Here is a 12874-nt window from a genome sequence, read left to right as displayed (position 1 = left end):
TTTCAAATTCACCCCATCAACCGAAACATGTTATAATATGCTTTAGGATGAATAGGGTTGGTGGGATGATGATGGATAATCAAGTTGTCGCAGCATGTGATGATTCGTGCGCAGGCTCTGAGGTAAACATAGAGAATGTTAGAAGCAAAATGATTAATGAAACAACAGCTGCTCAGTTGGCTGATTTGTTCAAGGCGCTTGGCGATCCCACGCGAGTGAAGATTATCCATGCGCTAGTGCAGTCTGAGCTTTGCGTTCATGATTTGACTGAGGTGCTCTCCATGGGGCAATCGGCGGTTTCTCATCAGCTTCGGCTGCTACGTAACATGCGTATCGTCAAGCGGAGGAAAGTCGGGAAAACCGTCTTTTATTCGCTCGATGACGATCATGTAGAACAAGTCTTTATGCTGACGCTTCAGCATTTGAAGCATGAATAATATATCAAACAAAGCTGCTCTTCACGGTTAGCAACCATGAGGAGCAGCTTTTGTTTTATTGGAATGGATTTTATTGATTTTTAGTAAAATTAAAGTATAATTTTACTTATCGTCACGGGTTAGCAGGAAGGAAAGGGAATATGGCTACAATTAAAGAGATTGCACAAAAAGCAAAGGTTTCAATTGCGACCGTGTCGCGGGTGCTTAATTATGATCCAGCCATATCGGTTGCAGATGAGACACGCAAACGTATATTTGAAATTGCGCAGCAATTGAATTACAAGACGCTGCGTCAACGTAACGGTGCTGGGCTTAAAGAGCGTTATCGGGTTGGTCTTGTGAACTGGTATTCTGATCAAGAGGAAATGCTGGATCCATATTACATGGCCATTCGGCTAGGTATCGAGCGAGAGTGCTTCCACAGAAATATGGATTTGGTAAAATTGTTTATGCAAGTCCACTCTGACGAGAAAGATTGGCGAGGCGAGTCGTTTGATGGCATCATCGCAATCGGGCGCTTCGAGAAAGAGGATCTGAACCGTTTTCCAGAGGGGCTGGAGCCTATTGTGTTCGTTGATTCTTCCCCAGATGACAATCGATTTGATTCTGTTGTTATTGATATCGGAAAGTCGGTTTCAGAAGTGATTGATTATCTAACTCGCCTAGGCCACACAGAAATCGGTTATATTGGCGGGCATAACTTAGTAAATAATAAGCGTGTGCGTGATGAGCGTGAGCATGTATTTATAGAACGAATGACTGATAAAGGACTGTACGATGCAGAGCTTGTTTATACGGGAGAGCATTTGTATTCCGAAGACGGATATAAGCTGATGCAGCAAGCGATAAAAGCGAATAAAGTGCCAACCGCTTTTTTTATCGAAAATGATTCTATGGCCGTCGGCGCCCTCCGAGCACTCCATGAAGCGGAGCTTCGGGTGCCAGAAGATATTTCCATAGTCGGTTACAATGATATCGCTATTTCAGCCTTTTTGCAGCCTCCGCTTACGACGGTTAAGGTGCACATGGAGTATATGGGCGAGACGGCTGTTGAGCTGCTTGCTGATCGTCTGGCTTCAAAGCGGGATATTGCGAAAAAGATCGTATTGCCGACCAAGCTGCAGGAACGTGAGAGCAGCATTAAACGAGTGAAGCGCTGAATAAAGAAGCAGCTAAGACGAGTAAATTCAAGCATTCGAGCGGAGGTGGCAAGATGTCGATGTTGCTAAACGGGCAAAATGTATTGCCGGCAGTGCATAAGCTGAAGGATGTGGAAGCGGTGCTTGCCTCGCCTTTTTCATACATGGTGCTTCTTGGAGGGCATTTGGGGCAGTTAAAGCATATCGTTGATCTGGCGAGTCAGCATAACAAAAAGGTACTGCTGCATGCCGATTTGATCGATGGCTTGAAAAACGATGAATACGCGGCAGAGTTTCTATGCCAGTCTATCAGGCCTGCAGGCATTATCTCGACGCGATCCAGCGTTATTGGTCGTACGAAGCAGAATGGACTGATTGCCATTCAGCGATTATTTCTTATTGATTCGGATGCTTTGGAGAGAAGTTATACGGTGCTGGACAAAAATCGTCCTGATTTCATTGAGGTACTGCCGGGTGTTATACCGGATATTATAAGTGAAGTGAAGCAGCGGAGCGGCATTCCCATTATAGCGGGAGGACTAATTCGTACGGAGGCGCATGTCAGCCAGGCGCTTGAAGCGGGAGCTTCGGCGATAACGACATCGCGGAAAGAGCTGTGGAAGCTAGGAAAATAAGCGGAAGCTGAAAAGTGAAGGAGGGATTCAAGTGGAAACGTATATGTTATCGCTCGATCAGGGCACAACCAGCACGCGCGCGCTGCTCGTGGATAAGAGTGGAACAATAGTAGATATAGCAAGAGAAGAGCTTCCGCTGTCTTACCCGCATGCAGGATGGGTAGAAGCAGATGCTATGTTTATATGGCAGTCGACGAAAAAGGTAATGGCAGAGCTGCTGGCCAAAACAGGCATTACCGCTGAGCAAATTGCTGGAATCGGAATTACAAATCAACGGGAAACAACCGTTGTCTGGGACAAAACGACGGGTCAACCGATTCATAACGCGATCGTATGGCAATCCCGCCAAACGGCGGAAATTAGTGATGGTCTTAAGAAAAGCGGTTATGAGCAACAGTTTCATGAGAAGACGGGCCTGCTCATTGATGCTTATTTCTCAGGCACGAAGGTGAGCTGGCTGCTTGAGCATGTGGAGGGCGCACGCGAGCGTGCTGTGAAAGGCGAGCTGCTCTTTGGCACGATTGATACGTGGCTGATCTGGAATTTAACCGGTGGACAGGTGCATGTAACGGATGTTTCGAATGCTTCTAGAACGCTTATGTTCAATATTCATGAGCGGAGCTGGGACGATGAGCTTCTGCATATTTTGAACATTCCTAAAGCGATGCTGCCGGAGGTACGCTCTTCCTCTGAAGTTTACGGACATGTGGTTGATGAAATAGTCGGACGCAAAATTCCTGTTGCAGGAGCAGCTGGTGATCAGCAAGCAGCTTTGTTTGGTCAAAATGCTTATGCAGAAGGAAATACAAAAAACACATATGGTACGGGCTGCTTCATGTTAATGAATACGGGCACCAAAGCAATCGTCTCCGAGAAGGGGCTGCTCACCACGATAGCGTGGGAGGTTGATGGCAAGCTGGAGTATGCGCTTGAAGGCAGCGTATTTGTGGCAGGTGCTGCGATTCAGTGGCTTAGAGATGGTCTAGAGCTTATTGAATCAGCATCCGAGACGGAAGATCTGGCGGAGCAGGTGGAGTCCTCGGACGGTGTTTATGTCGTGCCGGCATTTGTTGGACTCGGTACGCCTTACTGGAATAGCGATGTTAGAGGAGCCGTATTTGGACTCACGCGGGGGACATCCAAGGCACATTTTGTCCGTGCAGTATTAGAGTCGCTGGCTTACCAGACCAAAGACGTCCTCTCCGTTATGGAGGAGGAATCAGGTTTGCCGCTGGAGTCGCTTTGTGTAGACGGCGGAGCCGTTGCTAACAACATGCTTATGCAATTCCAAAGTGATCTGCTTGGCGTTCCCGTGGAGCGTCCAGTAGTAAATGAGTCTACAGCGCTCGGAGCTGCATATTTAGCCGGACTTGCGGTAGGCTTCTGGCAAAACCGCGAGGAGCTGGCTAAGCTGAGACAGGTAGATAAAGTATTTAAGCCTGCTATGGAAGAGGAGACACGTGCCGATTTATACAGCGGATGGCATCGTGCAGTCCGAGCGGCCATGGCTTTCGCACAATAATTATGCTATACTGATGGCAAGTTAATAACGGTTGGAGATCAGGAGAAACCACGAGAACCGCTTTCACACCCTTTTTAGGGATTGGGGAGCGGTTTGCGTGGTTTTTTTGTTTATTTAGATTCATTCATGAGTAATGAACTGTAAATGGCAGAACAATAATAAATAGACAATCGGGAGGAAATCATGATGACCATTCATAATAAAGAAATATTTGCTGCCCAAAATCGTGAGCAAGTACTGAAGCAGATGCAGCAATCGCAGCTGGATGTACTCGTCATAGGCGGAGGAATTACTGGCGCGGGCATTGCGCTTGATGCTGCTGCGCGCGGTATGAAAGTGGCTTTAGTGGAGATGCAGGATTTTGCAGCAGGGACCTCTAGCCGTTCAACGAAGCTGGTCCATGGCGGTTTGCGTTATTTGAAGCAGCTAGAGATTGGTGTCGTAGCTGAGGTTGGCAAGGAGCGGGCAATCGTATATGAGAACGGGCCGCATGTTACGACACCGGAATGGATGCTGCTTCCGCTTTATAAGGGCGGCACCTTCGGTAAATTCTCAACATCGATTGGTTTGCGCGTTTACGATTTTCTAGCTGGAGTCAAACGAAAAGAGCGCCGGATGATGCTAAACGTAGAGGATACGCTTTTTAAAGAACCTCTTTTGAAGCGGGATGGCTTAAAGGGCAGCGGCTATTATGTGGAATACCGTACCGATGATGCACGGCTAACGATAGAAGTGATGAAGAAGGCGGTAGAAACCGGCGCATTGTCGGTGAACTATGCCAAGGTAGAGACGCTTCGTTATGGCAAGGACGGTAAAATAAAAGGCACGTTGGTTAAAGATATGATTAACGGCGCTGAATACGAGTTGAAGGCAGCTAAAGTCATTAATGCTACGGGCCCTTGGGTCGATGATATTCGCGAAATTGATGGATCGAAGAAGGGGAAAACGCTCCGTCTGACAAAAGGTGTTCATGTGGTCTTCGACCAGAGTCGTTTCCCATTGCACCAAGCCGTCTACTTCGATACGCCGGACGGCCGGATGGTGTTCGCAATTCCGCGCGCGGGAAAAACGTATTTCGGTACGACGGATACCAACTATAAGGGCAATACCGTCAATCCTGTGATGACGCTTGCGGATCGCACTTATTTGCTGCAAGCTGTGAACTTTATGTTCCCAGACCTGAAGCTTGTGGAAGCTGATGTAGAATCAAGCTGGGCAGGCCTACGTCCGCTTATCCAGCAAGAAGGGAAATCGCCTTCGGAAATATCGCGTCGCGATGAGATTTTTGTATCGGATTCCGGGCTGATTTCGATTGCGGGGGGCAAGCTGACGGGTTATCGCAAGATGGCTGAAACCGTTGTAGATAAAGTGGTAGAATTGTTCGGGCAAGAGGGCAGCAGCAAAGCTTTTGCCAAAAGCGAAACCAAGACGATTACGATGTCAGGCGGGGATTTAGGCGGGTCAAAAGGTTTTGAGCCTTTTGTTCAGAAGAAATCAGCAGAGGGAGCGCATTATGGCTTCAGCAAGGAAGAGTCTGCTTTTCTGGCGCAGCGTTATGGCTCAAACGTGGATCAGCTGTTCTCACTGGCGCAAAGCACAGGCGCTTGGGCGGAAACCTTTGAACTGCCGCTCATACTAGCGGTACAGCTTCGTTACGCCATAGAGGCGGAAATGACAGTAAAGCCAACCGATTTCTTTATTCGCCGCACGGGTGATCTGTTCTTCCGAATCGGATATGTTCAGCAGTGGAAAACACAGGTCATAGCCGCGATGGCGAATCGTCTGCAGTGGAATGATGAGCAGCGCACTGCTTATACATTGGAACTGGAAGAAAAGCTGGTTGAAGCAGTAGAGCCGCTGAAAGGCTAAGCTGCTTCGATATTCGTTAGATCAACGGAACCCGAATAGAAATGGAGGTGCAGAGATGCGCCTCTTTTTTTGTGCGTAAAAGTAGTTGCAACATTAGCATAAATTACATATAATAAATCTAATAACATATGAGCATGTATTCATATGTTATAGAAATTCGATTGTATTCATGAAATAGTTGGTTTAGATGCAGACTAATAAAGTCTGCTCAAATGGATTGGGGGAGAGAATTATGAACGGATCACAGGATGGGAAACTAGGGGGAAATTTAAAAACAGCAGCCATTGCGGAAAACCATCAACATGATCATGGAGATGGAGCATGCGACCATAACCATAGCCATGAACAGAACGCACCTAAGCATTCGCATGGGAATCACAGCCATCACGGTCACCACCATGGTCACTCGCATGGTCATGGTCATCATGGACATTCTCATGCTCCGAATAATAAAGCGGGACTGCTGATCGCACTTATTATTACAGCAGGTATTATGGTTCTGGAGTTTGTAGGGGGACTTGTGACGAACTCGTTGGCGCTATTGTCTGATTCAGGGCATATGCTGAGCGATACGGCGGCACTGGCGTTAAGCTTGGCAGCAATGTGGATTGCCGTGCGTCCAGCTTCTTCTAACCGCACTTATGGATTTCATCGTTTTGAAATATTGGCAGCCTTGTTTAATGGCATTACACTGTTCGTTATCGCCGCGTTTATCATTGCGGAGGCAATCAAGCGGTTCGGTGAACCGCCGACCGTCGCGAGCGGGTCGATGATGATTATTGCTGGTATCGGTTTGCTGGCTAATATAGCAAGTGCGTGGTTTCTTATGCGGAAGGCAGATGTGAAGGACAATCTAAATGTTCGCAGTGCTTATCTTCATGTCATCGGAGATGCCATTGGTTCGGTAGGCGCGATCATTGCCGGCATTTTGATGTATTCATTTTCGTGGTATATCGCTGATCCGATCATTAGTGTAGTGGTTGCTCTTCTTATTTTGCGAAGCGCATGGGGAGTGATTAAATCAACCGTTCATATTCTGATGGAGGGAACGCCAGCTCATGTGAATGCTGAGCAGGTTAAAGAAGCACTGCTAGACATTAAAGGTGTCAAAGACGTTCACGATCTTCATATTTGGACGATAACTTCGGGAATAGACTCCTTAAGCTGCCATCTTATTGTTGAGGATGAGAAGGATTGCCAAGCCATTCTTCAGGAAGCGATTCAACATCTGGCCGACAGATTCCAAATTGAACATTCGACGATTCAAATCGAGAAATCGCAATTGAAGCACTCTGCTTGCAAGGTATAGATCTGGTAATCGTAAAATAGGGCTGTCACTTCAGTAGAACGATCTACTTTTGTGACAGCCCTATTTTTTAGCTTATGATTAGGACTAGGCTGCTTCAACAGCTGATTTCGATTTATACACTTGGGAGCCGATTAAGAAGGATACAACGCCCCATGTGACCATAATGCCAATACCGATCCAGAATGAGGTTGAAACGATCCCGGAATTGTAGATGAGACCATCCCGCATGCCCTCCACGAAGTAAGTAAGCGGCAAAATTTGTGCAATCGGCTGCAGCCAGTTTGGCATGATTTCGAGTGGGATAAATACACCGCTAAGAAACATCATGAGCATGCTTGCAATGTTGGACATCCCCATATAGGCTTCTATGGATTTACTGAAGGAAGAGAATAAATAACCCATCGCATTAAATACGAGTGCGCCTGCAAAGAAAGCAATAACTAAGCTTAATACATTAATATGAAGATTTGCGCCAAAACCGAATACGCCAATCAATGTTAAAATAATGATTTGAAAAACGCCGAGCAACAGCTTTACAATTACGCCAGCTAGCCCGTAAAGGCCCATTTTGGCTGGCGTCATGCGAAGCCGTTTAATCAGTCCCTTTCTGCGCATCTCAACTAGACTGACCATGCCGAACAGACCGCCCTGCGCGAGAGTTAGACCGATCATGCCAGTTAGCAGGAAGTCTGCATAATTCAAATCCTCTGAGCCTTGCGAAATGGATTGTCTAGTTAAGCTGAATGTTGGCGTAGCTTTGGCTACGGTCCAATTCGTCTGTTGAATAAATTGATCCAAAATGCCGGCAATAGCCTGGGTGGTAGCGCCTTGCTCATTGGCTTTGTTTACAACGAGCTGCATTGTGGTGGAGCTATCGGATTCTGGCAAAATAATGAGCGCATCAATATCTTGTTTCTCAATGAGCGTATTGCCGGCTTCCTTCGTGATTGGCTGCTCTTCTTTAAACTCGAATACCGGGATTTGGCGCAGCTGTTCAAGCAGCATGCTCGAATTGGCATTCGGCTGTGAATCAACAACGGCAATTGTAGCTTTAAAGCTATCGGGCGAGCCTCCGCCAAAAATGACCATAAATAATACCATTAAAATTATCGGAAAAAAGATGTTCCAAAACCATACTTGTTTTTCGCGAAACATCATTTTGACCTGGGCGCTAAACATTTTGGAAAATTGTTTGGTGCTGTTCATTTGACTTAATCCCTCCATTCCTTGCCGGTGAAGGCAATGAATACATCTTCCAGGCTCATTTCACGAATAGAGATTTGCTCGACGCGGAAGCCGCGATCCTTTGTAAATCCAAACAGCTCATACAAGGTTTCTTCAGGCTGGGTCGTCCATAGCTGGAGCGAAGCGCCTTCGCGATTCGTTCGGACGACAGCATGGTGGAGTGTAGCGACTTTCTCAGTCTCAAGAGCTGCCTCAGCGCCATCAATAAAGGTAAGCCTGACCTCTCGTTCCTTCGTGAGCCGATCAATTAAAGCAGCTGGAGTATCTAAGGTGACGATTTTCCCTTGATCAACAATGCATACACGGTCACTCAGTTTTTCGGCCTCTTCCATGTAATGTGTAGTAAGGATAGTTGTTTTGCCTAGCTCCTTCAGCTTAAGAATAATGTCCCATATATTCCGTCTTGCCTGCGGATCTAGTCCTGTTGTAGGTTCATCTAAAAAAATGATCGTAGGGTCATTAATCATGGCGAGTCCGATGGCAAGCCGTTGTTTCTGTCCGCCGGAGAGCTTCCTAACCTGCTTGCTGCGCTGATCAGTGAGATTAATCATTTCGAGCACGTCTGCTGCTGGCCGGGATTTTGGATAAAAGGTTGCGAACAAATCTAAATTTTCTTCTACCGTCAATAAATCGAACAAAGCGCTGGATTGAGGCTGAACACCGATGGACACCTTGATTTGTTCACTGTTTTTTGTCCAATTTAGAGGACCAAATTCGATTTGGCCGGAATCAGGATTTTGCAGCCCTTCAATCATTTCAAGCGTAGTCGTTTTTCCAGCGCCGTTTGGACCGATGATGGTGAACACTTCTCCCGCCTCGACGGTGAAGCTAATGCCGGCTACAGCGCTGACTGATCCAAAGCTCTTTTGTAAATTACGCACCTCTAATACGGGCATTATGTAACCTCCTAAAGTTTTTGTGGAGCAAAAACTGACTTCGAAAGCATAAGCTTCGTTTTTGTGAAGCAAAACTCACTTCGAAAGCATACGCTTAGTTTTTGTGAAGCAAAAACTTACTTCGAAAGCATAAGCTTCGTTTTTGTGAAGCAAAAACTCACTTCGAAAGCATACGCTTAGTTTTTGTGATATAAGATTTCCGATTTGATTGATCTGCTACAATAATTTTAACCGTATCCATTTTATGAGAGTACCGTCTTAAGCATGCTTCGGACTCGGTCTTAAGGCGGAGACCGGAATGGTTTGGAGATTTTGTAAACGATCAGCGTGTTGAATCTCCTGCCGAAGCTAGAGGAACATCGAGCAATTGCAAGGCTAGTTTTACGCTTGGATGGTCGTGATTTTCTGTTAAATAGAGGGCATAAGCTCTCATAACTGGAAAAGGCAATTCGCAGCGCAGTTCATATAAACGTTGATCATCTAGAAAAGGCTGTGCAATAGATCGGGGAAGGAAGCCAAAACCTGCTCCTTGCAAAAGCAATGTGAGCATTATGGTGGAGTGGTCGGTTTCAAAAGTAGGCAGATAGCCTTCGCCAACGATCGAGCGAAACCAATCTGGAAACGGATATCCCCACTCGATGTGACAATATTGTCCCGAGAAGAAGTCTGTTTTCGTAAACAAGGTAGAACTATTTTGAGAAGAAACAAGAATAATCTCGTCCTCAAATAGGAAATGTTTATTGACATTAGGGCGATCAAGAGGGTCGTATCGAATAGCTACTTGTACAACGCCATCGAGTAAAAGGTCACGAATCATGTAGCTGGAATCGATGTAGCTCAGAAATTTAATAGCCACCTTCGGGTGAGCTTGCCTAAAGGAAACAATGTGCTGCAAATAATAATAATGCCAAACAGAGCCAGGTCCGCTCATGACGATATAGTTTTCTAATCCTTCGGATAACGTTACCTTGCTTTCTTCGAACAGCAGCAGCATCCTCTCGGCATAAGGGAGGAAATGGATGCCTGCCTGCGTTAAGCTTACATTCCGGTTATCACGTAGAAACAGCGGCTTTCCGACGGACTGTTCCAGCGCTTTTATTCTTGCTGTAACAGCAGATTGCGAGATATGCAAATACTCTGCGGCCCTTGTGAAATTGCGAATTTTGCACACGGATAAGAAAGCCTCTAACTGTGGAATATCCATAGCTGCACCTCAACTAATTTGAAATATGAATCATTACAATCAAATAAATTCGTTATACAAATTATACTTTGATCATTACTATTAAACTATACTCATGGTTTGGAGGAGATTTGAATGGCTGGTGATGTGATGATTGAACAAATACAATCCATTGAAGAGTATATTAACGGGTTGGCGGATCTGTTGGTGCAGGTCGTAGAAGACGGTGCGTCAATTGGCTTTTTACCCCCAATGAAGCTTTCTGATGCTGTAATATACTGGGAGGCTGTGTTAAGTCCGGAGGTGATTTTATACGTTGCCAAAATCGATGATTGTATCGTTGGGAGCGTGCAGCTGCATCTATGTACGAAGCAAAATGGCGGACATAGAGGAGAAATTGCAAAATTAATGACCCATCCAAACTATCGCCTTAGAGGAATTGGTCGTTTACTCATGCAAAAGGCAGAAGGGCGAGCAAGGCACGAAGGCATTACATTGTTAGTTCTCGATACGAGGGAGGGGGATCCTTCGAATATGCTGTATACTTCATTAGAGTACATTGAAGCCGGACGCATTCCTGGCTATGCACGATCGGCAGACGGTAAATTAGATGCAACGGTTTTCTATTACAAAATGCTGAATTAATTGATCTGTTAGATCAGGCAAACTCCCAGAATAGATTTCCTCGCATACATTTATCTGTGGAGGAGTTGATTTGTTTTGGCAGTTAGAAAACCTTTTGGATATGGATCACTTTCTATACTCCCTTTTTAGCTTCCATGCCGTTTTGGTTAGCGACAATATTAGTTTCGAAAAGAAATATTCATGATTTTGGAGCAGTCGCCAGCAAAAGAATTGGTGAGCTTCTGCTTGCTATAAGCGTAGTAGTTACAATCATTTTTTTAATACTGCCAATATGGATTGAATTCTAATAAAATAAAGAACAAGGAGCAGTTTGCCGCATGGCAGGCTGCTCTTATTTCATGAAGCCATATAAAAAAATGTTCTTATAAGATATTTTTGAATGGTCGTTCGTGTTTTATATAGGAGGTGAATAAATGGACAACCAATCTATAAGTCGTATCCATAATGAGTTTTCTGAAATGTATGAGCGGAATATCGATATGGTGTACAGATTATGTTTCATCCTATTGAAAAATACGACGGATGCGGATGATGCTGTTCAGTCTGTATTTTTAAAGCTATTCAAGCACAACAAAACCTTTAATGACCGCGAGCATGAAAAAGCATGGCTTATAGTGACAACCAAAAATACCTGTAAAGACATATTAAAAAGCTGGTGGAGATCACGCCGGGTTGATGTAGACGTTTTGCCGGAAAAAACATACTGGGATAACAATGAGCAGCAGAGGGATATACTCGAGAAATTGCTGCGGCTTCCAGAAAAGTACAGAACGGTGTTATACCTCTACTATGTGGAGGATTATTCTGTAAAAGAAATATCAAAACTATTAGATCGAAAAGAGAGCACGCTGCAAACACAATTATCAAAAGGACGAACACGCCTGAAGGCTGACTTGGGAGGGATATATGTTGACGGAAAACCAGTTCAAGGGAATATTTGAAACCATAAAACCTAATAAGGAACATAAGGACAAGCTATTACACGACATGATTGTAAAAATTGAATCGGAAACCGTGGACAAAAGAATACCTGTATCCTGGAGACATGCAAGATCTGCGATGCTGGCAGCAGCGGTTATGATCTGTTTGCTAACGACCACTGCTTTTGCAGCAAGCTATATGGGTCTCGATATGAAATTTTTGAACTTTCTAAACCCGTCGAATGACGAACAGGAGCTGTATTTGGAAAACGGCGCTCAATTAGTCAACAAAAAAGCGGTAAACGAGAATGGAATCATTGAAGTTAAACAGATTATCGGAGACAGCAATTTGATATATGTTCTTTTGGACTTCACCGCGCCGGAAGGTACCGTTCTAGATGCCAAAAGGTATCGTTTTGAGACATATTTAAGTTTTGATCATATGAGTTCAAATAGCTCTTCAACCGGTTACACCTTATTGGACGATGAGAATCCAAGCGATAATAAAATCAGTCTAATGATGAGTTATTTAACGAAGAATAGAACAATCGCAGGAAGTCCTGTTACTTTGATGCTTAGTCATTTAGAGGCGGCAGATGTTTATCCCGATATATTTGAAAAAGTAAATCCAGGTTCATGGAAAATCAAATTCAATTTGGACTATAAGGATATGTCAACAACGTATCAGATTGATCAGGGCATATCATTATATAACTACGCTGCAACACTATCATCCATTTCTATCTCGCCCATTTCCGTTACAATAAAAGTAGACAGTGCGCATACCAAAGAGATTTCTGAGGCAGCGAGCCACTCCTCGCGGGAAATAGGGTTAAACGAGTATGCGGATCATTATCCGATCACCATACATTACAAAGATGGAACATCGGAGACAACGGCTGTTTTTAAGGGGATGTCCTCGGGGGATCTTATAACTAACACCATAACGATTGTGAAGCCATTTACCCCCATTATCAATGATAAAGAAATAAAAGCTGTCGAATTTTTTGATAAGGTCATTCCGATGGACTAATTCAATTCTTGTGCGATTTGAGGAACTGCAGGTATGCAGTT

The 12874-nt window shown here is 44.8% G+C and carries 12 protein-coding genes; 9 read left to right on the top strand and 3 right to left on the bottom strand.

The genetic code is table 11. The features are described 5' to 3' along the window. The first annotated feature begins 68 nt into the window (after positions 1-68). The 6 genes from AC0VYE_RS29080 to AC0VYE_RS29055 all read left to right on the top strand — a co-directional run bounded on the left by AC0VYE_RS29080 (position 69) and on the right by AC0VYE_RS29055 (position 6911). A complete protein-coding gene (locus tag AC0VYE_RS29080; protein WP_372238973.1) occupies positions 69-437 on the top strand; it encodes an ArsR/SmtB family transcription factor in 369 nt (122 codons plus the stop codon). A 140-nt stretch (positions 438-577) separates the two neighbouring features. Beyond that, entirely contained in the window at positions 578-1597 is a 1020-nt protein-coding gene (locus tag AC0VYE_RS29075) for a LacI family DNA-binding transcriptional regulator (protein ID WP_475444165.1), read from the top strand. 59 nt (positions 1598-1656) lie between these two features. Further along, the gene (locus AC0VYE_RS29070; RefSeq protein WP_430063306.1) at positions 1657-2211 is read left to right on the top strand and encodes a glycerol-3-phosphate responsive antiterminator; all 555 of its coding nucleotides are present in this window, start codon (positions 1657-1659) and stop codon (positions 2209-2211) included. Between the two features lie 31 nt (positions 2212-2242). Next, positions 2243-3733 (top strand): glycerol kinase GlpK, encoded by a 1491-nt coding sequence (gene glpK / locus AC0VYE_RS29065; RefSeq protein WP_475444163.1) that lies wholly within the window; start codon positions 2243-2245, stop codon positions 3731-3733. 186 nt (positions 3734-3919) lie between these two features. After that, the gene (locus AC0VYE_RS29060; RefSeq protein ID WP_475449766.1) at positions 3920-5602 is read left to right on the top strand and encodes a glycerol-3-phosphate dehydrogenase/oxidase; all 1683 of its coding nucleotides are present in this window, start codon (positions 3920-3922) and stop codon (positions 5600-5602) included. Positions 5603-5834: 232 nt separating this feature from the next. Continuing rightward, positions 5835-6911: a cation diffusion facilitator family transporter gene (locus AC0VYE_RS29055; protein WP_475444162.1), complete on the top strand. Its 1077-nt coding sequence runs from the start codon at positions 5835-5837 to the stop codon at positions 6909-6911. Positions 6912-6995: 84 nt separating this feature from the next. Here AC0VYE_RS29055 and AC0VYE_RS29050 read toward each other — a convergent pair whose 3' ends face one another. The 3 genes from AC0VYE_RS29050 to AC0VYE_RS29040 all read right to left on the bottom strand — a co-directional run bounded on the left by AC0VYE_RS29050 (position 6996) and on the right by AC0VYE_RS29040 (position 10256). Then, positions 6996-8117: an ABC transporter permease gene (locus AC0VYE_RS29050; protein WP_475444160.1), complete on the bottom strand. Its 1122-nt coding sequence runs from the start codon at positions 8115-8117 to the stop codon at positions 6996-6998. A gap of 5 nt (positions 8118-8122) precedes the next feature. Beyond that, positions 8123-9052, bottom strand: coding sequence for an ABC transporter ATP-binding protein (locus AC0VYE_RS29045; RefSeq protein ID WP_475444158.1), 930 nt, complete (start codon positions 9050-9052; stop codon positions 8123-8125). A 322-nt stretch (positions 9053-9374) separates the two neighbouring features. Next, positions 9375-10256 carry a LysR family transcriptional regulator gene (locus tag AC0VYE_RS29040; RefSeq protein ID WP_475444156.1) on the bottom strand — a complete coding sequence of 294 codons (882 nt, stop codon included), beginning with the start codon at positions 10254-10256 and terminating at the stop codon, positions 9375-9377. A 114-nt stretch (positions 10257-10370) separates the two neighbouring features. Here AC0VYE_RS29040 and AC0VYE_RS29035 point away from each other — a divergent pair, with 114 nt between their 5' ends. From AC0VYE_RS29035 to AC0VYE_RS29025, 3 genes are all read left to right on the top strand, one after another. After that, a complete protein-coding gene (locus tag AC0VYE_RS29035; protein ID WP_475444154.1) occupies positions 10371-10880 on the top strand; it encodes an N-acetyltransferase family protein in 510 nt (169 codons plus the stop codon). A gap of 413 nt (positions 10881-11293) precedes the next feature. After that, positions 11294-11821, top strand: a complete 528-nt coding sequence (locus tag AC0VYE_RS29030; RefSeq protein WP_475444152.1) for an RNA polymerase sigma factor — start codon at positions 11294-11296, stop codon at positions 11819-11821. Beyond that, positions 11787-12833, top strand: a complete 1047-nt coding sequence (locus tag AC0VYE_RS29025) for a hypothetical protein (RefSeq protein ID WP_475444151.1) — start codon at positions 11787-11789, stop codon at positions 12831-12833. The genes AC0VYE_RS29030 and AC0VYE_RS29025 overlap by 35 nt, the downstream gene beginning before the upstream one ends. Positions 12834-12874: the final 41 nt, after the last annotated feature.

Source organism: Pristimantibacillus sp. Z349TD_6 (assembly GCF_056173205.1).
This window is presented reverse-complemented; position numbering and strand designations above follow the sequence as displayed.